The sequence below is a fragment of the Bacillus mycoides genome (assembly GCF_001757995.1).
GTDB classification, from domain to species: Bacteria; Bacillota; Bacilli; order Bacillales; family Bacillaceae_G; genus Bacillus_A; species Bacillus_A mycoides_B.
In genome coordinates, this window is the sequence record NZ_LXLV01000011.1 from 37,561 (window position 1) to 58,661 (window position 21,101).

23 protein-coding genes and 1 pseudogene are annotated in these 21,101 nt (G+C 35.3%); 17 read left to right on the plus strand and 7 right to left on the minus strand.

What is annotated here, in order from left to right:
• Window positions 1–104: 104 nt before the first annotated feature.
• A complete protein-coding gene (locus BWGOE10_RS03695) occupies window positions 105–701 on the minus strand; it encodes a hypothetical protein (protein WP_070140958.1) in 597 nt (198 codons plus the stop codon).
• A gap of 231 nt (window positions 702–932) precedes the next feature.
• Between BWGOE10_RS03695 and BWGOE10_RS03700 the strand changes: the two genes are divergently transcribed.
• From BWGOE10_RS03700 to BWGOE10_RS03710, 3 genes are all read left to right on the plus strand, one after another.
• Window positions 933–1,493 (plus strand): nitroreductase, encoded by a 561-nt coding sequence (locus tag BWGOE10_RS03700; protein WP_070140959.1) that lies wholly within the window; start codon window positions 933–935, stop codon window positions 1,491–1,493.
• A gap of 114 nt (window positions 1,494–1,607) precedes the next feature.
• Window positions 1,608–3,026 (plus strand): stage V sporulation protein SpoVR, encoded by a 1,419-nt coding sequence (gene spoVR, locus BWGOE10_RS03705; protein ID WP_070140960.1) that lies wholly within the window; start codon window positions 1,608–1,610, stop codon window positions 3,024–3,026.
• A gap of 106 nt (window positions 3,027–3,132) precedes the next feature.
• Window positions 3,133–4,395, plus strand: a complete 1,263-nt coding sequence (locus BWGOE10_RS03710; RefSeq protein ID WP_070140961.1) for a neutral/alkaline non-lysosomal ceramidase N-terminal domain-containing protein — start codon at window positions 3,133–3,135, stop codon at window positions 4,393–4,395.
• Between the two features lie 128 nt (window positions 4,396–4,523).
• Here the strand turns inward: BWGOE10_RS03710 and BWGOE10_RS03715 are convergent, their stop codons facing one another.
• The gene (locus tag BWGOE10_RS03715; RefSeq protein WP_070140962.1) at window positions 4,524–4,997 is read right to left on the minus strand and encodes a MarR family winged helix-turn-helix transcriptional regulator; all 474 of its coding nucleotides are present in this window, start codon (window positions 4,995–4,997) and stop codon (window positions 4,524–4,526) included.
• A gap of 152 nt (window positions 4,998–5,149) precedes the next feature.
• On the opposite strand from BWGOE10_RS03715, the gene BWGOE10_RS03720 reads away from it, so the two are divergent.
• The 12 genes and pseudogenes from BWGOE10_RS03720 to BWGOE10_RS03775 all read left to right on the plus strand — a co-directional run bounded on the left by BWGOE10_RS03720 (window position 5,150) and on the right by BWGOE10_RS03775 (window position 12,330).
• Complete coding sequence (locus BWGOE10_RS03720) at window positions 5,150–5,734, plus strand: DUF3238 domain-containing protein (RefSeq protein ID WP_070140963.1); 585 nt, start codon at window positions 5,150–5,152, stop codon at window positions 5,732–5,734.
• 135 nt (window positions 5,735–5,869) lie between these two features.
• Window positions 5,870–6,454 carry a DUF3238 domain-containing protein gene (locus BWGOE10_RS03725; protein WP_070140964.1) on the plus strand — a complete coding sequence of 195 codons (585 nt, stop codon included), beginning with the start codon at window positions 5,870–5,872 and terminating at the stop codon, window positions 6,452–6,454.
• Window positions 6,455–6,808: 354 nt separating this feature from the next.
• A pseudogene (locus tag BWGOE10_RS03730) lies at window positions 6,809–7,303 on the plus strand (trypsin-like serine peptidase); the annotation flags it as partial.
• Between the two features lie 49 nt (window positions 7,304–7,352).
• Window positions 7,353–7,742 carry a DUF2606 family protein gene (locus tag BWGOE10_RS03735; RefSeq protein WP_070140966.1) on the plus strand — a complete coding sequence of 130 codons (390 nt, stop codon included), beginning with the start codon at window positions 7,353–7,355 and terminating at the stop codon, window positions 7,740–7,742.
• 179 nt (window positions 7,743–7,921) lie between these two features.
• A complete protein-coding gene (locus tag BWGOE10_RS03740) occupies window positions 7,922–8,185 on the plus strand; it encodes a metal-sensitive transcriptional regulator (protein ID WP_070140967.1) in 264 nt (87 codons plus the stop codon).
• An 88-nt stretch (window positions 8,186–8,273) separates the two neighbouring features.
• Window positions 8,274–8,834, plus strand: coding sequence for a sulfurtransferase TusA family protein (locus BWGOE10_RS03745; protein WP_070140968.1), 561 nt, complete (start codon window positions 8,274–8,276; stop codon window positions 8,832–8,834).
• Between the two features lie 38 nt (window positions 8,835–8,872).
• Window positions 8,873–10,009 (plus strand): MBL fold metallo-hydrolase, encoded by a 1,137-nt coding sequence (locus BWGOE10_RS03750; RefSeq protein WP_070140969.1) that lies wholly within the window; start codon window positions 8,873–8,875, stop codon window positions 10,007–10,009.
• A 21-nt stretch (window positions 10,010–10,030) separates the two neighbouring features.
• Window positions 10,031–10,261: a sulfurtransferase TusA family protein gene (locus tag BWGOE10_RS03755; protein WP_070140970.1), complete on the plus strand. Its 231-nt coding sequence runs from the start codon at window positions 10,031–10,033 to the stop codon at window positions 10,259–10,261.
• 38 nt (window positions 10,262–10,299) lie between these two features.
• Complete coding sequence (locus BWGOE10_RS03760) at window positions 10,300–10,659, plus strand: rhodanese-like domain-containing protein (RefSeq protein WP_070140971.1); 360 nt, start codon at window positions 10,300–10,302, stop codon at window positions 10,657–10,659.
• Window positions 10,660–10,674: 15 nt separating this feature from the next.
• Window positions 10,675–10,986, plus strand: coding sequence for a rhodanese-like domain-containing protein (locus BWGOE10_RS03765; RefSeq protein WP_070140972.1), 312 nt, complete (start codon window positions 10,675–10,677; stop codon window positions 10,984–10,986).
• Window positions 10,987–11,043: 57 nt separating this feature from the next.
• The gene (locus BWGOE10_RS03770; protein ID WP_070140973.1) at window positions 11,044–11,523 is read left to right on the plus strand and encodes a DsrE/DsrF/DrsH-like family protein; all 480 of its coding nucleotides are present in this window, start codon (window positions 11,044–11,046) and stop codon (window positions 11,521–11,523) included.
• 33 nt (window positions 11,524–11,556) lie between these two features.
• Entirely contained in the window at window positions 11,557–12,330 is a 774-nt protein-coding gene (locus BWGOE10_RS03775; RefSeq protein ID WP_070140974.1) for a sulfite exporter TauE/SafE family protein, read from the plus strand.
• A gap of 33 nt (window positions 12,331–12,363) precedes the next feature.
• Here the strand turns inward: BWGOE10_RS03775 and BWGOE10_RS03780 are convergent, their stop codons facing one another.
• A complete protein-coding gene (locus BWGOE10_RS03780) occupies window positions 12,364–12,804 on the minus strand; it encodes a hypothetical protein (protein WP_002010734.1) in 441 nt (146 codons plus the stop codon).
• A 149-nt stretch (window positions 12,805–12,953) separates the two neighbouring features.
• On the minus strand, window positions 12,954–14,168 hold the full coding sequence (locus BWGOE10_RS03785; RefSeq protein ID WP_070140975.1) for an LCP family protein: 1,215 nt from the start codon (window positions 14,166–14,168) through the stop codon (window positions 12,954–12,956).
• Between the two features lie 314 nt (window positions 14,169–14,482).
• On the opposite strand from BWGOE10_RS03785, the gene BWGOE10_RS03790 reads away from it, so the two are divergent.
• Window positions 14,483–15,484 (plus strand): YhdH/YhfP family quinone oxidoreductase, encoded by a 1,002-nt coding sequence (locus tag BWGOE10_RS03790; protein ID WP_070140982.1) that lies wholly within the window; start codon window positions 14,483–14,485, stop codon window positions 15,482–15,484.
• Window positions 15,485–15,518: 34 nt separating this feature from the next.
• Here the strand turns inward: BWGOE10_RS03790 and BWGOE10_RS03795 are convergent, their stop codons facing one another.
• From BWGOE10_RS03795 to BWGOE10_RS03805, 3 genes are all read right to left on the minus strand, one after another.
• Entirely contained in the window at window positions 15,519–17,174 is a 1,656-nt protein-coding gene (locus tag BWGOE10_RS03795; protein ID WP_070140976.1) for a Na/Pi cotransporter family protein, read from the minus strand.
• A 456-nt stretch (window positions 17,175–17,630) separates the two neighbouring features.
• Window positions 17,631–18,833, minus strand: a complete 1,203-nt coding sequence (locus tag BWGOE10_RS03800; RefSeq protein ID WP_002029919.1) for an MFS transporter — start codon at window positions 18,831–18,833, stop codon at window positions 17,631–17,633.
• A gap of 315 nt (window positions 18,834–19,148) precedes the next feature.
• Window positions 19,149–19,856, minus strand: a complete 708-nt coding sequence (locus tag BWGOE10_RS03805; RefSeq protein WP_070140977.1) for an IS6 family transposase — start codon at window positions 19,854–19,856, stop codon at window positions 19,149–19,151.
• Between the two features lie 150 nt (window positions 19,857–20,006).
• Between BWGOE10_RS03805 and BWGOE10_RS03810 the strand changes: the two genes are divergently transcribed.
• A complete protein-coding gene (locus BWGOE10_RS03810) occupies window positions 20,007–20,627 on the plus strand; it encodes a methyltransferase domain-containing protein (RefSeq protein WP_070140978.1) in 621 nt (206 codons plus the stop codon).
• Window positions 20,628–21,101 lie beyond the last annotated feature (474 nt).

Sequence of the window (21,101 nt, forward strand, 5' to 3'; positions counted from 1 at the left end):
TATTGACTTCTGTTAGTTTTTGGGGAATACGGGAATTTATACTTAAAAATTGAAAGTTCATAAAGAAAAGGAAGAGGGATGAATATCTCTTCCTTTTTGGCATGTTAATTTGTTTTCTTTTCTTTAATAGACTTCACTAATTTAATCATTTCTGCCCGTATATCTTCTTTTTTAACATTTAGTTTTTCCGCAATTTGTTTAATATCCATCCCATCTTTTTTCATTTTCAGTACATCATCGAGAGAAGTATTACTTTTTTGAGCGATGATTGTTAATACCGTGAGCTGACGTAAGCTTATGTTATACTCTTTCATTTTTTGTTTTAGTCCATCTGGTGTGGACTTTTGCATATTTGCTAATTCTTGCAGTAGTGCTTTTTTCGTTTCTTTATTCATATGATGCTTTTTTAATTTACTTGGATCTACACCGAAATGCTCTGCTGTTTTCTCCCAAGATTTATTTTGCTTATAGTAAGCTAAAACGTCTTTAATTTCTTTTTTACTTATTCTTGCAATGTGCGCAGCTTTCCAAATTTCATGTTTGTTATAGCCGAGTTTTTCGAGAGACTGCATTTCTTCCTCTGAGATTGGTTTATGGTGATGCAGTGTTACTTCTTTTGGCGGGGCAGCGGAAACAGGGAAAACAGACACTCCGCATAATAATGCTGCCATAGTCATACTTACTGCGATTTTCTTATACATGTAAACTCCTCCTAGATGGGTAATGTGGAAAACTTACACATATCATTTCCATAAAATGTGAAAAACTTGTGAACAAGTTAAGTTTTTTTATTCACAGTATAAAAAGAAGTTTTTCTTGGTTTTCCAACATAAAACATTGATTAATAGTGAAAAACTAGGTTATAATCGAAATTGAAAATCAATATCAATGACGGATTTATACATATAGATAAAAATAAGGGAGAGAAAAATATGACTACATATACTTCCATCGCAAACGTTATTAAAGAAAGACGTTCTGTTCGTACATTTACAGATAAAGCAGTAGAAAAAGAGCTATTAATTGAACTATTAAACGAAGCAACGTGGGCGCCGAATCATAAAAACCGTGAACCATGGAATTGTAAATTATACATTGGAGAAGGCCGTCAGAAATTAGTAGACGCAGTATTAAACTCTTTCACAGAAGAAGAAAGGGCGAAACGCGGCAAAATTTTATCTGACCGTTTCTTAAGGACACCTGCACAAATCGTTGTGTACATTAATGAAGATCCGCGTCAAATTCAACGTGACGAAGATTACGCTGCAACATGTGCATTTATGCAAAACTTCCAATTGCTTGCTTGGGAACGCGGCTTAGGCTGTGTTTGGAAATCAGGTGGATTAAACTATAATCCACTATTTATAGAAGGAATCGGTTTAACAAGAGGTCAACGTATCATTGGAATTCTTCACATCGGCTATTTTGATAAAGCACCAGAAGGAAAAGCTCGTACGCCGATTACGGAGAAGATGGAGATTATTGAGGGTTAATTAGGAAGGCATTCTCGTTTTTACGAGGGTGTCTTTTTATTATGCAATCAATCCTCATGAAAGCTTGTTCCTCATCATACACTTTCTTAAGGGAAAGTGTAAGGAGGGAAAATAATGAGAGCAAGTGACGATAAAGCACTGCAATATGCGATAGCGGAAATTACTGAAATTGCGACTGGATTTGGGCTTGATTTTTATCCGATGCGTTATGAAATATGTCCAGCGGAAATTATTTATACATTTGGTGCATACGGGATGCCGACGAGGTTTTCACATTGGAGTTTTGGAAAGCAATTTTTTAGAATGAAATTACAATACGATTTGGGACTTAGTAAAATTTATGAACTCGTTATTAACTCTGATCCATGTTACGCCTTTTTGTTAGATACGAATTCTTTAATTCAAAATAAATTAATCGTAGCGCACGTTTTAGCGCACTGTGATTTCTTCAAAAATAATGTTCGTTTTTCAAATACGAAGCGAGATATGGTAGAGAGCATGGCGGCAACAGCGGATCGTGTGAAAGCATATGAGCATAAGTATGGAAAGGCAGAAGTAGAGACATTTTTAGATGCCGTACTTGCCATTCAAGAACATATTGATCCATCACTTATGCGTCCAAAATTGGCATGGAGTATTGATGATTTAGAGGAGGAAGAAGTAGACAAGAAAAAGGCATCACAATACGATGATTTATGGAATTTAGATGATCGAAATAAAACGAGGGAACGATCCAATATACGCAAAAAGAAGAAGATTCCTCCGCAACCAGAGAAAGATTTACTCCTCTTTATTGAAGAATATAGCCGTGAGCTTGAAGATTGGCAGCGCGACATATTAACGATGATGCGCGAGGAAATGTTATATTTCTGGCCACAGCTTGAAACGAAAATCATGAACGAAGGCTGGGCCTCCTACTGGCATCAACGCATACTTCGTGAAATGGACTTAACATCTGGTGAAGCAATTGAATTTGCGAAATTAAATGCAGGTGTCGTACAGCCATCAAAAACAAGTATTAATCCATACTACCTTGGTATTAAAATGTTTGAAGATATTGAAGAACGCTATAACAATCCGACAGAAGAAATGAAAAGGCGTGGTGTGAAGCCAGGATCTGGTCGTGAGAAAATGTTTGAAGTACGAGAAATTGAATGGGACGTATCGTTCCTAAGAAACTACTTAAATAAAGAACTCGTAATGAGAGAAGATATGTACTTATTCCAGCGCCAAGGTAAAGAATATAAAGTAATTGATAAAGAGTGGGAACAAGTACGAGATCAACTCGTAAATATGCGTACAAATGGAGGTTTTCCGTACTTGGTGGTAGAAGATGGAGACTACTTAAAGAACGGAGAATTGTACATTAAACATAGTTACGAAGGAATTGAGTTAGATCTAAAATACTTAGAAAAAGTATTACCGTATCTTCATCAGCTATGGGGAAGAACGGTGCATATGGAGTCCATTGTGGAGAGTAAGGGCGTTGTGTTTTCTTATGATGGGAAGATGGTGCATCGGAAGTATGTGTGATAAAAAGAACGGACATAGAATTTCTTGTCCGTTCTTTTTATTTGGAAAATGGTAAATATGCTATTCTTGAAGAGAGGGAGTTACATAGAGAAATGGAGCGATTTGAATGAGCAAAGTAGGGGTATGTAAGGTGGATATTACACCACCCTTAGGTATTGATTTTATAGGATACCATAGAGATACAGGAATTAATAATCTTGAAGAGCATATTTACGGGACAATTTTTGTATTTGAAAAAGATGAAATGAAGACTGTGTTTGTGAGCATTGATAATATCGGGATGTTAGTAGAAGATACGACGATGATTCGTGAACGGATTGCTAGTGAGCTTCATGTGCCATTTGAGCGAATAACGGTTGTTTATACTCATACGCATTCCGGTCCAGAAACGGTCGGTGATGATCCGCTAGTACAGTCGTATAAAATGATTTTAGTAAATAATGTAGTGCACGGTGCTGTTACTGCGAATAACAACTTGAAGCTATGTGAAGTTGGCTGGGGTGTTACGACAGGTGATATTGGAGTAAACCGAAGAGAGAGAACATCTGATGGAAAAGCGAAGATGGGAACAAATATAGAGGGTGTTGTAGATAAACGAATTGGTATGTTAGCAATAAGAGATGCTGAAACGAAGGAGCTATCTGGGATTGTAGTATTTTGTACTGCTCATCCGAATGTTTTAAAAGGAGATAGTGATGTATTATCAGCGGATTATCCTGGAATGGCGAGAGAGATTCTTGAGAAGATAGTAAACTGTCCTGTTATTATTGTTCAAGGTGCTGCTGGTAATGTGAATGCGAAGTATCGTGGTTCAAGGGAAGCGTTAAAACAAATGGCTTACATACTTAGTGGACACGTATTAACGATGTTACCAGCAGTTACATATAGCCCAATTGTAAATTTAAGAACAATTTCGAGTACGATGCAAATGAAATTGAAGGATATTCCTGAAATTGATGAGATACGAAGCGTGGCTCAATTAGCTGAGAAGCAGTGGGGTGTGAATACGGATGAATGGCTTACTATCGTTTTAAAGAAATATAAGCAAAATATTCGACAGTTAAGTATCGATTTAGAAATTCAACTGTTTCAAATTAATGATGGTATGTTCTCTGGCATACCGATGGAACCTTTTTCGGAAACTGCGTTAGAAATGAAAGAGAGTCTTCAAAATGAACAAGCTTTCTTTGGCGGATATACGAATGGATATATTGGGTATTTACCAAGCAAAGAGGAATATGCATATGGTGGGTATGAAGTGGAATTAAATCCTGTTGTGTATGGGCCAGTAACGAGGTTGCTAATGCCGCCAGAGGAGAATACGGCAGAGTTGATCATGCAGAGGGTTATGGAATTATATAATGCATAAAATATGGATATCTCATATATTTAGCATAAAGTTTAAAGCAATCAATGATTTTAATAAAAATGTAGAAAACGAATCCATTTTGAAAAAGACTAATAAAAATGGATTCGTTTTTTATATGGAGTTTTTGTTTACCAAACAGGTCGTATGCTCGATGATAATTTACCTGTATTTTCTTTATTAACGAATGTTGTTAAACCTTCTTTGAGCATTTGCATTCGATCTGCACCTATGTTTTCAATCCATCGCTGTTCTATTTCAGCTACTATTTCTTCTTTTGCTTTCATTACTGACAAACCACGTTCGGTTAGAACAATGATTTTACCTCTTTTATCAGTAGGGTGCGTTTTGCGCGTAACGTAGCCACTGTTTTCAAGTGAATCAACCATTTTACTTACGGCTTGTTTTGAAACCCCTAAATATTCAGCTAGTTCTATACCGGTTGCTCCATTAGGAAGGATGCGCTTAAACATAAAACCATGCGCTGGCCTAATATCTTCAAATCCCAATTCACTTAATCTGTTATGTAGTTCAGTAATTAATGTACTGAAGGATAATGATAAAAGTGATGTAAGATCTAATTCGTTAAATGTTTGATGATTCATGTATATAACCTCCTCACTTATAGTCAATTAAATTGACTATAAGTAAGACCTATTGTACTATACAGTATATAGTCAATCAAATTGACTATATACAAGTGATAGAAAAAGTAATGATTTATTTAAATAGAATCAATGAATTATGGAGGTTTCATATGGCTAATATCGTTAAGATTAGAGGAAGTGTATTTGCACCATATGCATCGCTGACGCCTATTAAGGATCCTGCAACAGGAAGAGTGTTTGAATATGCCGGAGATGCACGTGAGTTTACACCATACGCTGTGAACACAAAGCGTTCAAGATTAGAACAAGAAGTGAATATTGATTTTTATAAAAGAGAAATTTTCACATATGCAGATGCTTGTATCGTCACTGTGAAAATTACAAATCCAGATGGCTTAATTGAGTATCAAAAAGGAGAAACAAGTACAGAAAACATTGCATGTACAAATATTGTATGGAGTGAAGATGAAGTTTCATTTGAAATGAGAGCAAGTGCAAGTAATCCATTAAATACGGCAGCACCAGCAGCAGATTATTTTTTGACTATACGGGTTAATGAAAGCGGCGCTGTGCACGTTGAAGGTTTACATGATGGTTTCCCTTGCTATGAATTTTATAAACAAGTAGACTGTGGTTCATTCGAATTAATATATACACATGATTTCAGAGAAACGGATGATACCCCAGCAGCACTAGCTGGAGAAATGGAATATAGCTTTAAAATGACAATCTAGATATAAATATAGCGCTATTTTTCAGAAGGAAGTAGCAAGCGTAAAAGAGAAAGCTATTGATTAGGGGAGCGAAATTGTGGGCTGTTTTACTCAATATTATGCAGTATCTAAAATAAAATTATAGAGGTGTTTCTTATGACTAATATCGTTAAAATTAGAGCCAGCGTATTTATTCCAATGTCTTGGACTGAAGCTAAGAAGGATATAGAAACAGGAAAAGTAATCCAATTCGAAGGTGATTCACGTGAATTTACACCGCATGCGGTAAATACTATGCGCTCTAGAGTTGAGCAAGAGGTAGTAGTAGATTTTTATAAAGAAGAAGTGTTTTCATATGCGAACACGGGTATAACGACGGAGAAGATTACAAATCCAGATGGCTCTGTGAATAAAAGAACAGGAAAAGCGAGTACAGAAAATATTGTGTGTACTGATATTGTATGGAATTCTGACGGTGTGCAATTCAAAATGAGTGCAAGTGCTAGTAACCCATTAAATGTATATGCACCTCCTGTGGATTATTTATTAACTGTATGTGTTAAAAAGGATGGTAGTATCGATATTCAAGGAGAGCATGATGGATTCCCTTGTTTTGAATTTTATAAGCAAGTAGATTTCGGTTCATTTGAAAAAATTTATACACACGATTTTAGAGAAACTGGTGATACAGCTGAAGCTTTAGGTGGAGAGATGGATTATAGTTTTACAAAGAGATTATAGGAAGTAGGATAATAAAACGGTTGATTCTTTCGTTCGTAAATGAAATGAATTTTTTGTAGTAGATATATTGTATTAGTCATAGTATCCCCCGCCGAGTATTAGCCATTATCAATTGGGCATTTACGGGAAGTTGATCTCCCACCTAACTCCTTTTCTTTACAGCCGAATCCTTGGAAGAACTAAGCTTTTTTAACTCAAAGTAAAGAATGTAAATAATTTCATTGTTTTGTTAAGTCAATGTAATTAATAATGATAATCATTATTAATTACATTGACTTCTAAGAAAAGAAAAATTAGAATTTATAAAGGGGATCCTCAATTGTTCGCTATCATTTATATAGGAGGTAAGTTAAAGTGTATAGCTTTATTTCTATAAGATGTAGATTCGCTCTTTACAGTTTTGGTGTTCTCTTTATCTTTTTTTATATGGTATTTTGGGTGAATCAGAAGGTATATGCAGAAGATGTACCTTGGACATCAGTTTCGAATGAGGGAGAAAGAGTACTTTTTCAAGAACAATCTTTGTATAGTGATGATCTAAGAGGAGAAGATCTTGTTTCGCCTTCGTTTGAAGGGCGTAAACATGGTAGGGAAGATTGGGGATATTTATTGGAAAATACTAAGTTAAATTATTCACCTAATATTCTTACCTATTCTGTTATAGGAATAGATGATCGAATACGGGTCAATGATACAACTTCATATCCGTATAGCGCTATAGTCCATGTAGCAACTCAGTATAATAATGGAGAAATTTATGGGTGTACAGGAGCACTAATTAGTAAAGATACAGTGCTTACAGCTGGACATTGTATTTACAATAAAAAAATTGGTGGATGGGCGACAAATCATACAAGAGGAAATAAAAATATGAATTCTGGAAATCGGATAACAGACGATGTTTTTAATAATATTAAAAAATGGTCTGCATAAATATAGTAAGTATATTGGGATTTTGTTTTGTATATTGATCATAATCTTGATGTCTAGTTGTATAGCAAATAATGAGGAGAATGCTAGTAAGGTTGGTAATCCTATAACTTTCTATGTTCAGAATAAAGAGAAACAACCGATAAAAGATTTTGAAATTATGCTTATAAAAGATGAATCACCTGGGCCTAGCAAAGAAATCGTAATTTCGATAGGGAAGACTAATCAAGAAGGAAAATTCATTTGGAAGACTCCCAGAAAAGGGAAGTATATAATTTTACTGCCGAATAATGAGAAAAAAGCGCTTGTGATTAATGATAGAAATGTAGCTGAATTAATAACGATTAATGTAAATTAATGAATAAAGATAGGCCGAAACCCGCTATATGGTTGATTCGGTCTATTTTTATATGGTTAGAAAGTATAAATTATAGGTTTAAAATTAAAAACTTTACAATATACCCTTAAGGGTATATGATATTATACAAAGTTATAAAGTAATGTATAATATAGTTATAATTACGGAGGTGGTCTACAGTGGAATATAATCAAGATATGAAAAATAGATTGAAACGTATTGAAGGTCAAGTTCGTGGTGTTCTTCGCATGATGGAAGAGGGAAAAGATTGCCGAGATGTTATTACACAGTTAACTGCATCCCGTTCTGCGCTAGATCGTACAATTGGATTGGTTGTTGGAACAAATTTAGAGCAATGTTTGCGCGAGCAGTTTGAAAGTGGTAATGGTTCAAATGAAGATTTAATTAAAGAAGCTGTTCAATTACTTGTAAAAAGCCGATAATCTGTCAAACATATGTGTTGACAGATTTTCAAAAACATTTTAATATACCCCTACAGGTATATGTATAGTGATTAAGGGGGAAATGATTATGAGTATAAAAGTTGATACGAGTTTAGACTGTAAAGGTTTGGCTTGTCCGATGCCAATTGTGAAGAAAAAAAAGGCGATGGAAGGGTTGGTATCAGGGCAAGTTATTGAAATAGAGGCGACAGATAAAGGTTCTACGTTAGATATTCAAAGTTGGTCAAGTAAAGTAGGGCATCAATATATCGGAACGAAACAAGAGGGAAATATATTAAAGCATTATGTAAGAAAAGCACACGAGCATGAAGTGAATGAAGTTGTGAAATATCCTCATACAATTACGAATACGGAATTACAAGCTATATTATCTCGCGGAGAAGAGTGCATCGTACTAGATGTTCGTGAAGCAGCGGAATTTGCTTTTGGTCATATTCCATCGGCCATTTCGGTGCCATTAGGTGAGTTAGACAGTGCAGTTTTAGATCAGGCAAAGCAAATATATGTTATTTGCCGAACAGGTAACCGCAGTGATGTAGCTTGCCAAATGTTGAAAGAGAAAGGTTATTCAAATGTGAAAAATGTCATTCCAGGTATGTTAGAGTGGCAAGGGAATATAGGGAAGTAAATTTTTTTAAATGAAAATATACCTATGGGGGTAATTGGATGAGTGTTAAATCGTTACAAGCAAAAGATGTTGCAGAGAAAGTTTTATTCGGAGAGTTGTTTATTTTAGATGTTCGTAATGAAGCGGATTATGAGGAATGGAAAATTGAAGGGAAACAAATTTCTTCAATGAATAAACCGTATTTTGATTTATTAGATGGTGTAGAACATATTGTAGATGGATTGCCGAGAGAGAAAGAGATTTTAGTTGTATGTGCGAAAGAGGGCTCTTCTCAGTTTGTCGCAGAGCAATTGTTAGATGCTGGCTTCAATAATGTTTACTATTTAGCTGGCGGTATGAAAGCTTGGAGTGAGTATGTGAAGCCGTCAAAGGTAGGAGATGTACAGGGCGGAGGAAGTATATATCAATTTAATCGTCTTGGAAAAGGATGCTTATCTTATATGGTCGTTTCAAACGGTGAAGCAGCAGTCATTGATGCGGTGAGAACGATTGAAGCATACGAAGATTTTGCAAAAGAGCACGGAGCTACTATTACTAACGTAATGGATACACATCTACATGCAGATCATATTTCTGGTGGGCGTAAGTTAGCTGAAAAAGTAGGCGGTACGTATTGGTTACCTCCAAAAGATGCGGAGGAAGTTGTTTTCTCTTACGAACCGCTAGTAGAAGGCACTGTTATTACGGCGGGGGGTACCCTAATTAACATTGATGCACTATACTCACCAGGGCATACGATTGGGAGTACATCATTTATTATCGATGAGACGTATTTATTATCAGGAGATATTTTATTTGTAGATTCAATTGGCCGTCCCGATCTTGCTGGGAAGGCGGAAGATTGGGTGAGTGATTTACGAAATACGTTATACAAACGTTATAAGGAACTGTCTCAAGATTTAATTGTTTTACCGGCTCATTATTCAAAAATAAGTGAAATGGACGACAGAGGCATTGTGAGTGCGCATTTACAAGATTTATTTAAGGAGAATGTAGGGTTAAATATTGTTGATGAGGTTGATTTTCGTAAAGCTGTGACAGAGAACTTACCGCCTCAGCCGAATGCTTATGAAGAAATTCGTCAAACGAATATGGGTAAGATTTATCCGAGTGTGGAAGAAGAGCGTGAAATGGAGATTGGTCCAAATCGCTGTGCAGTTCATGATTCATTATAAAATAACAAATTGGAGGAATAGATGATGGATGTAAAACAAGTATTAGATGCGAAAGGTTTAGCATGTCCAATGCCGATTGTAAGAACGAAAAGAGCGATGGATACTTTACAATCTGGAGAAGTGTTAGAAGTACATGTAACGGATAAAGGGTCGGTAAAGGATATTCCGGCATGGTCAAAAATAGGTGGTCATGAAATAGTAAAGCATGCAGAAGAAGACAAGGTGCTGAAGTTTTGGATTAAGAAGGCATAGAGAAGAACTAGTTTTGGTAATACGGAAAGGTTGGTTATATGAATACAATATTAAGTACGCTTTTCATTGTACTTGCTGCAGGGTTTGTTATTTCACGTTTTTTACCAGTAAAAGGTGTCAAAAATATAAATGGAACAGAATTAAAGAGTATAGTGGGGAAAAAGGGGAAACAATTTATCGATGTTCGTACATTAGGTGAATATAGAGGGAACCATATGAAAGGATTTCAGAATATCCCGCTAAATGAGTTAGCTAGTAGAGCAAATCAATTAGATAAAAATAAGGAAGTAATCGTTATTTGTCAGAGCGGGATGAGAAGTAAGCAAGCAGCAAAAGTATTAAAGAAATTAGGATTTCAGCACGTTATAAATGTTTCAGGTGGTATGAATGCTCTGTAAGGAAGGAATATCAAGATGAAAGAAATAGCAGCGAGAGAAGTAGAAGAAAGATTGTTACGAAATGAAGAGATACATGTAATTGATGTTCGTGAAGTGGAAGAAGTGATGGAAGGGAAAATTCCAGGAGTGATTCATATTAGGTTAGGTCTACTAGAGTTTCGAATGCATGAGTTGGATAAAAATAAAGAATATATTATCGTTTGTCGCTCTGGTGGGAGAAGTGCAAGAGCAGTTCAGTTTTTAGAGAGTTACGGTTTTCGAGCGATAAATATGGTAGGTGGTATGTTAGCTTGGAAGGGGAAAGTAGTATTAGGTGTAGATAGATAATTTGAGTCTTTTTACAATTTCAAAAATACCCCTACAGGTAATTAGGAGGAGAACAACATGGAACAACAGAAGAAAACGACGATTGTTTTATTTAGTGGAGATTATGATAAAGCGATGGCAGCTTATATTATTGCAAATGGCGCAGCGGCGTATGATCAAGAGGTGACTATTTTTCATACTTTCTGGGGATTAAATGCCTTAAGGAAAGATGAATATGTGAAAGTAAAGAAAACGTTTATAGAGAAAGTGTTTGGAAAAATGATGCCGCGCGGCGCTGATAAGATGGGATTATCGAAAATGAATTTTGCGGGTATGGGGCCAAAGATGATTAAAGGCATCATGAAGAAGCATAATGTGATGCCTTTGCCAGATTTAATTGATATGGCGAAAGAACAGGGAGTTAAGCTTGTAGCTTGTCAAATGACAGTAGATTTATTAGGGTTAAAAGAGGAAGAGATTATGGAAGGGGTAGAGTTTGCAGGAGTAGGTGCATATTTAGCAGATGCTTCGGATGGGAATGTGAATTTATTTATTTAAATCACCTTCTTTTTAGAAGGCGGGGGATACAATATGAGTTTAACAGTACTACTTTTTATTATTGGGTTTATAGGATCATTTATTTCAGGGATGGTTGGGATTGGCGGTGCAATAATTAATTACCCGATGATCTTATATATTCCAGTATTGCTAGGATTTGCTGGATATACATCTCATGAGGTGAGCGGTATTACAGCGATTCAAGTATTCTTTGCAACTTTTGCAGGCGCGTGGGCGTATAGGAAAAGTAACGATATGGATAAAACTTTAGTTGTGTATATGGGAGCTAGTATATTAATAGGAAGCTTTGTAGGTAGCTTTAGTGCGAATCTATTAAATGAGCATGCTGTAAATGTTGTTTATACAGTATTAGCAACTATCGCGGCTATTATGATGTTTATACCAAAGCGAAGCAATCGTAAGGGGACAGAAGGAATTACGTACAATAAGTGGCTCGCTAGTTTGCTAGCGTTTAGTGTAGGAAGTGTTTCTGGCATTATTGGGGCTGGTGGTGCATTTCTTTTAGTACCGATTATGCTAGTTGTTTTAAAACTACCGATACGTACGACAATAGCAACCTCTATCGCTATTACTTTTATTTCCTCGATAGGAATTACTACTGGAAAAGTGATTACTGGACAAATAGTTGTTATTCCGGCTCTTATCGTTGCGATAGCAAGTTTATTTGCCGCTCCTCTTGGAGTGAGAGTAGGGAAGAGAGTGAATCAAAAAATTTTGCAGTATGTATTGTCTACTTTAATTGTAGGTACTGCGATAAAGATGTGGGTTGATATGATATCGAAATAAAAAGATGGTGCTCTTGTAGCACCATCTTTTTAATTACGCCCAAATAACTTTCATTAAGTTCTTATATTCATCGTTCGCTAATTTATATAGCATTCTCGTATGTTCAAAGACAAGTGCTGGATTAAAGTTTGGTTCTGAGAATGCAAGAGATGTTGAAATATCAATTGCATTTTGCTTATTTAGTGTGAATTTGGCAAATCGGTAAGATGTGTTTAATTCATTGATGACATGTAAAATGTCATTTTTTGATGTTGAATCAGGTACAAGAGCAACATTGAAGCAGTATATATCCACAGCAGGATGTTCGCTTTGGAAAGCAGCGATAAGTTGAATTTTTGCGCCAGCTTCTGTTTCTAATCCTACTGAAAAATGTACCGAACCATCATTTTCATCTATATTTTCTTCCATGTATATATCGTTTGATTTTAAGTACTCTTTAAAATCTGAAATGTTATGTTTTACTGCAGCTTTCATATGTGTGAGCCCCCTGATAATTGGAATAGATTACTATTATTTATTATAATTTAAAAATATTAAAAAAGATAGTTGGAAAGTTCTGATTTTTTTGTTTTGAAAGCATTAAAAAGAAGCAGTGCTCTACCTCCATAGAGCACTGCTTCACTTTATTCATTGTTATTAGACGATGTTTCTGTATCTTCACTGTTATTTTTATTCTTATTTTGATTTTCATTGTTACTTGATTCGCGTTCACTCGTATTTTCAGACTTAGATTCTTTTGTTTTTTCTGAGCTTGTTTTTTTCGAATCAGAATCAGAATCAGATTTTGTATAGGCAGGTAGTCCAAGGTGACTACGAAGTTCGTTTGTAACATTCGCCAATTCTTTTTTATCTGGATTGTAGTAGTAAGTTCGGCCACCACCAGCTGACTTACTACATGTATCATCACCTTTTGCCATGTAACAATCTTCACCTTCAATTTGTAATTTCTCAATTGAAGAATCCGCTCCATATTTATAGAATGAAAGCATATCATCGAATGTTAAGTTTGTAACGAATTGTCCATTAATATCATCAATGATATTACCAACTTTTGTTACAGATCCAACACTTGTTAGTTTCTTTAAAATAGCTTCAATAACAAGTTGCTGGCGTTGACCACGCATCGCATCACTATCAACGTGTCGTGTTCTAGCAAGAGCAAGAGCTTCTTCACTATTTAACTTTTGAACACCTTTTTTCAGGTGAATTGCATCGGCATTATCATTACTATCTTGTTCAGTAAACTCAACTGGTACGTCAACTTCAATGCCGCCTAAATCATCAACGATTTTCATGAATGATTTAAAATTGAATTTTACAAAGTAATCGACAGGAACATTCATTAATTTTTCAACTGCATCAATACTAGCTTGTGGTCCACCATCTTTTCCGTTTTTAGTAGAACCAAATGCATGAGCGTGTGTAATTTTATCTTTTTTCTTTTCCACTGGAATATAAGTATATGTGTCTCGTGGAATACTTAATAGCTTTACAGTTTTGCTATCTTTATTAAAGGTTGCAAGTAATAGTGCATCCGTTCTTATAGCTTCACCATATTCTTTCCCACGGACATCGCTTTCATCAACACCCATAATTAAGACAGATACATTATTCGTAATAGGTTTTACAGCTTTATCACGCAAATCAGATTTATCACCGCGCGCTAAATCGTGAGCGGCATTTCGAATAGCAGAAGATGCTTTATTTACTAAAAACCAAGTATAACCGCCACCTATTATTAAAAATAATAAAATAACGCTTATAATAATTTTTGTTTTTTTCTTACTATTTTTCGGTTTAGTTCGTGTATTTTCTTGCAAAGATGGGTTTTGCTCCATTTCTTGTACTCCTTCATTTGAATTGAAATACGACACTCATATCCACTTATTATAATGAAATTTAGCGAAAAAAAACATTACAAATCATTTACATTTCGTAAAAATTCAATTTATTTATAAAAAGTCAGATTTTCTATATTTTATTTTTAAGATGTAGAACAAGTATAATGTGTTTTAGTAGAAATGAAAATATGTATTGTGAGAAAGTGATAGAGAAGTAAGATTTGTTGAAATATAGCCAAGAAGAAGCGGTTAGCTTTAAAAGCATTTCTTATATAATAAAGAAGGATTTTACGGATGAAGGAGAGAGCGTAATGAATCATACACCATTCCGAGCAATTGTCGTGAAAGAAAAGGAAAATAATCAATTTGAAAGAAAGCTTGTTGAGAGAGAAATCAATAGTTTACCTGAAGGAGATGTGCTAATACGGGTTCATTACTCTTCATTAAATTATAAAGATGCTCTTTCAGCTACTGGTAATAAAGGTGTAACGAGAACATACCCTCATACACCAGGCATCGATGCAGTGGGAGAGGTAGTAGTTAGTAGTGGGAATACTGCCTTTCAGGAAGGCGATCAAGTTATTGTAACTGGATATGATTTAGGTATGAATACTTCTGGTGGCTTCGGAGAATATATTCGCGTGCCATCATCTTGGGTTGTTCCTTTACCAAAAGAAATGTCTTTGAAGGAAAGTATGATGTACGGGACAGCCGGTTTTACAGCTGCCTTATCGGTATATAAGCTCATTAGAGCGGGAATTACACCTAGTACGGGAGATGTTTTAGTAACGGGTGCTACGGGCGGAGTAGGCAGTGTAGCAGTTAGTATTTTAGGGAAGCTAGGATATAGCGTAGTAGGGGCAACAGGGAAAATGGAAGAGAAAGAGATGCTGCTACGTTTAGGTGCAAAAAAGATGATTCATCGCGCGGAATTGAGTGATGAATCAGGAAGACCGATGCTTAAAGGAATATATGCTGGGGTTGTCGATACTGTAGGCGGAAACATGTTAGAAAGTTCTTTAAAGGTAGTTAAGTATGGAGGCTGTGTAACAACGTGTGGTAACGTAGCAGGGCATGAATTAAATACAACTGTATACCCATTCATATTACGAGGGATTAGCCTTTTAGGAATAGATTCAGTTCAATGTCCAGTAGATGTGAGAAGAGAAGTGTGGGCATTGCTAGCCGGTGAGTGGAAAAATTCAGAGTTATTATCTTATACAGAAGAATGTACATTAAAAGAATTAGATGAGAAGTTTACACTTATACTGCAAGGAAAGTTAAAAGGAAGAACGGTTGTAAAGGTGAAATGAAAAAAGAGACGCTCAAATTAGCGTCTCTTTTCTATTATAATGATTGTTTTAAATTTACTTTTCCTTGTTCACCTAAAACGCCATCAGCAATATTTACAGCGTGATCACCGATACGTTCTAAGTTACTTACCATATCAACGAAAATGATGCTTGCATCACCTGAACAGCTACGTTCGTTCAGACGTAATACATGACGTTTACGAAGAACACGTTCCATTTGGTCAATTTTACGTTCTTTCGCAATAACCGTTTGAGCTAGTTCAGTGTCGAAGTTTGTTAAAGCATTGATTGCATCTTGTAATGTTGAAATTGTTAATTCAAGCATTTCATTTAATTCAGCTAGTGCCTCATCTGATAGTGAAACACGATTTGAAATTTGGAAATCTACAAGTTCTACCAGATTTTCTACATGATCACCGACACGTTCAATATCTCCAACAACACCTGCTAAAACTGAATGTTTTTCAGAGTCTGTAGGTGAAAGTGGTTTTTCTGATAGTAAAACTAAATACTCGGTAATTTTTTTATCTAAATTGTTAATAGCTCCTTCTAATTGAGTAGCCATGTTAGCGTGTTTTTTGTCTTGTGTATTTAAAAATTGGTTTGCTTCTTTTAATCCATGTAATGAGAATTCAGCCATGCGAACAATTTCTTTTTGCGCTTCTGTTAGTGCGATAGCAGGAGATTGTTCAATAAAAATTGGATTTAAATGTTGCGGTTTGAAATCAATAGCAGAATCTTCGCCGCGAATAAGTTTTGTTACAATCCATGCTAATACAGCGATGAATGGGAATTGAATAAGTGCATTTGTTACGTTAAATGTTCCGTGGGCAAATGCGATTGTCATTTCTGGATTTAAGTTTAATGATGTTTGGAAATATTGAATTAAACTTGTAAATGGTACTAATAAAATCGTAAAGATAATTGTACCGACGATATTAAAGATAACGTGAACTAATGCTGCACGTCTTGCTGCAATAGAAGTACCAATTGCTGCTAATACAGCTGTAATTGTTGTACCGATGTTATCACCGAATAATACAGGAAGGGAAGCTTGTAAATCGATTGCACCCTGGCCAAATAGTTCTTGCAAAATACCGATTGTCGCACTTGAACTTTGTACGATTAAAGTGAAGACTGTACCAACAACGATTCCTAAGATTGGGTTATCACTCATACTAACCATTAATTCTTGGAATGATTCTAAAGAGCGAAGAGGTTTCATACCTGAGCTCATCAATTCTAAACCGAAGAATAACATACCAAAACCAAATATAACTTGACCTAAAGAATGTACTTTTTTATTTTTAAAGAAGAATAGTAAGATTGCTCCAACTGCCATAATTGGAAGAGCGTATTCTCCGATTTTAATTCCGATAATAAATGCAGTAACTGTCGTTCCGATGTTGGCACCCATAATAACACCGATTGCTTGTCTTAATGTCATAAATCCGGCACTTACAAGTCCGACTGTTAAAGCGGTTGTTCCTGAACTTGATTGAATTAATACTGTAACTAACATACCTGCTAGTACACCCATAAGAGGGTTTGTTGTAAAACGATCTAGAATATCGCGAAGACGATCTCCAGCTGCTTGTTGCAGTCCATCGCCCATGTATTTAATCCCGAATAAGAAAATACCTAATCCACCAATGAACTGGAAGATCATATCTTGAATATTGTATTCCACGCATTCCACTCCTTAAATTTCATGTACGATGTCATTATTAACTAAACCTTGAGGCACTGTAAACGGTTTATCAGTAAAATTTACACTAAATTTACAAAGTGATAAAAAGTTTACAAATCTTTAAAGAAACACCTGGATTTAATTGGTTTTTTAGATGATATATCTGATCGGTTTGTAAAGAAATCACATTTATCACACTATTTGCGGATAGTAAAAATAGGAGAGGTAAACTATCCAAATTGGATGCGCTAAGTAAAGTTTCACCTTATTTATAATAATGGTTCTTTGTATATTTTTTGATTAAAGTTAGAAAAATATGTGGGGGGAAATGGGGAGGTTTGAAATGGATGTATTAAATGAAAAAAGCAGTGTGATTTTTTTAGGAATCCACTGCTTTTTTCAAATGTGTATACATGATTTTTTGGTCCAAGTACTTCGAAAAAGAACCAATTAGCACTACCCAACGGCTTTTTCTTTTGTTTTATCCCCTTGTTTTTGCTTCCGTAAGCTTGTGATGTAAATGAAAAGAAAAGCGATAAGTAATAGAGAGGAATATCGATATACAGTTGCATAGTTGGTAAAGTGTGCAATGAATCCAAAAATAATCGCTCCAGCACCAATTCCAAGATCAAATGCTGAGAAGAATGTTGCTGTTGCTACTCCTCTCCGGTGCGGTGCTACGCGGTCAATCATCCATGCTTGTAGTGCCGGTTGAATTGCTCCGAAACCACTGCCGTAGCACGCTGCGGCAATAATTAAACTCGGAATTGTAGTTGTATACGACAGCAAGATAATACCTGTAAACGTAATAATAACTCCTGGAATGATGACGAATGTATGGCCTTTCGTATCATATAATCTTCCAGAAAACGGACGAGTTACAGCGATTGCAAGTGCGTTAAATAAAAAGAAGAGACTGATATCAGCAATCCCGACTTCCGTAGCAAATAATGTGATAAAGCTCCCAATTCCCCCGTACATTAATGTAATACATAATATTAATAATGAAGGAAGTAAAGCTTTACGCTCAATAAATCCATCGAGAAAGGTACCAGATGTTTGCTGTGGTGGTTGCGGCGATTTTTTGATTTGAAGTAGTTTCGTTAATATTAATGAAACTATTGTGCATGAAAGTGCACATAAAAAAAGAATCGTGAAGTTATATGCTTGCATAAGCCAAAGTCCGATAAGCGGACCGAGCGCCATGGCGATAGTTCCAGAAAGACCGAAATACCCCATGCCTTCACCGCGGCGAGCTTGCGGAATTAAATCTGAAACGACAGTTCCGTATGTAGTCGTTGTAATACCAAAACCAGCTCCGTGTAAAATTCGAACGGCAAGCAATAGGAAAACGGTTGAAGCGAAAAGATAACTGCCCATAGCGAGTAAACAAATAGCGGTACCGATCATTAAAATGATTTTTTTGTTGAATTTCTGCAAGGCATTTCCAGTTAGCGGCCTAATAAAAAGTGCGGCAACGGTAAACATGCCGACAACGAATCCGATATTTGAACTTGTGCCCCCAATTTCTTTCACATAAACAGGTAAAGTTGGAATTAACATTTGAAATCCTAAAAACATACATAAGTTTGCTAGAATTAGCGCAATAAACTCTTTTGTCCATAACGGTTCTCGTTTTACGAGTACTGCCTCTCCCATATATTCATCCCCTATATAAAAGTTTTCCCGCGTTAACGGGCAGTAAGACTCTCCCCTCAAAATTTGGCTGGAGCAAAGAAGTTAGGTGGGAGCCCTGCTGTCCGTTAACGCCCGATTGGTGAAGGCTAATAATCAGTGGGGATGAACAAAACCCCCACTGATTAAAGTTTCACTTTATCTCTGTTCTTTCGAGTATATGTATTGGTCAACGTAACAGTCAAGGAAGGTGCCTTGAAAACGTATAACAATTTTGGTTCTGGTGCAAAGATAAAATAAAAGAGAATATAGCGCATATATTTCTAGCGGAATTGTATTTTATGCTGTTAGTCCAAAAAATTGATGGATGAATTTTTTCTGGTTTTGAACAGACTGATCCCGTAAATCAATCTGTTCTTTTTTAATCATATGCATGGCTTCCACTCCTGCAAGAATGGATATAGCTGTGCGAAAAGACTTGAACCCTAACATAGAACGCACACGTTTCTTAATAAAACGATGATCTTGTTCCACTATATTATTGAGATATTTAACTTGCCTTATTTGTATGCCTTCAGGCATACGTTTCTCTTCTTTTAATTCTTGAATTGCTACAGGATAGGCTGGGTTCTTTTCTACTGTTATAACGCGAGGTTTAGAAACGTGCGAAAAAGCCAAGGCTTTCTTGAAAAAGCACTTGGCTGCTTGTTTATCTCTTGATTTACTTAGATAAAAATTAATGGTATTTCCTTCTGAATCAACGGCACGATATAAATACATCCATTGACCTTTTACTTTAATATAAGTTTCATCGACTCTCCATGAATCATTTGTTGATTTAAGATGTTGTCGTACTTTCTCTTCCAATTGAGGTCTATATTGATGAACCCAGCGTATAATCGTTGTGTGAGCAACAGATAACCCTCTTTCCTCCATCATTTCCACCAGGTTACGGAAGCTCAAATTGTACCGTAGGTACCACCTTACTGTTAATAAGATTAGTTCAGGCTGATAATGCCTCCATTTGAACAAATTTTTCTTTTCCACACCGATCACGCACCTTTTTTAGAGTAATATTATCAGTATGTCCAAGTTTAGGAGATTACTTGTAAGAACTTTAGAGTTTTTGCACCAGAACCATATAAAATACATATTTATAAAAAATATTTTATTTTACCATTTTTAAGGAGGATAATTATGGATAAAACAACTAAAGAAGAATTTAATTATATCGATTACTGGGAAAATAATTATGCCAATGGAGGAACTTCAGGAAGTGGATCATATGGAATGTTAGCAGAATTCAAGAAAGATGTAATTAATGAATTAATAATTGAAAACCAAATTCAAACTGTAATTGAATTTGGTTGTGGCGATGGTAACCAATTAAAATATATGGAATATCCTAACTACTTAGGTATGGATATTTCACCTACATCTATAGATATATGTTCAAAAATGTTTACAAAAGATAACACAAAAAATTTTTTATTATACAATCCTAAATATTTTATTAATAAAGGATATTTCAAAAGTGATTTAGTAGTATGTTTAGATGTTTTATATCACATCACAAATGAGACTGATTTTCAAAAAACTTTAGACGATATTTTTTCTTGTAATTCTTCTTTTATTATTTTATATACAAGAATTGTTAAATCAGAAGGGTTTGTGTATAGTATTCCAACAATTAAAGATCGAGATATCTTGAGTTATATATCAAAATACAAAGATTATAACGTATTAAAAATTATAGAACAAAAATATAAAAAATTATCATCAGCTGATTTTATTATTTTAGAAAAAAATAAAAAATAAAATATAAAATAAAATATAAAATAAACAAAAAGATTAACCATTAAGGTTAATCTTTTTGTTTATTTTATTAAACCCTTGTTTTTGGGTGTGAGTGCTGGTTGGGGGATTTGGGGGCTAGCCCCCAAGATTTTAACGTAACTAAATACGGCATAAGAATACTATTCAGAGCGATAGAACTGGGTGGTTCGGCTGGTACAATTGCTAGTCCAAGTCGAACAACTTAACCCGGTTTTTAGGGTTCTGGTGCAAAAAGATAATAAAGCGCATAGATTCCTAACGGAATCGTATCTTATGCTGCAAGTCCAAACAATTGATGGATGAATTCTTTCTGATTTTGGACAGACTGGTTGATATTATCCCCTTAAGGTAGACAGTGTAAAAAGACCATGAATACACATGGATGTTACACTTTTACTTGGAGGGGATTTTATTATGGTTAAAAAAGGGGATAAATTTCAAACTTATTCAGATAAA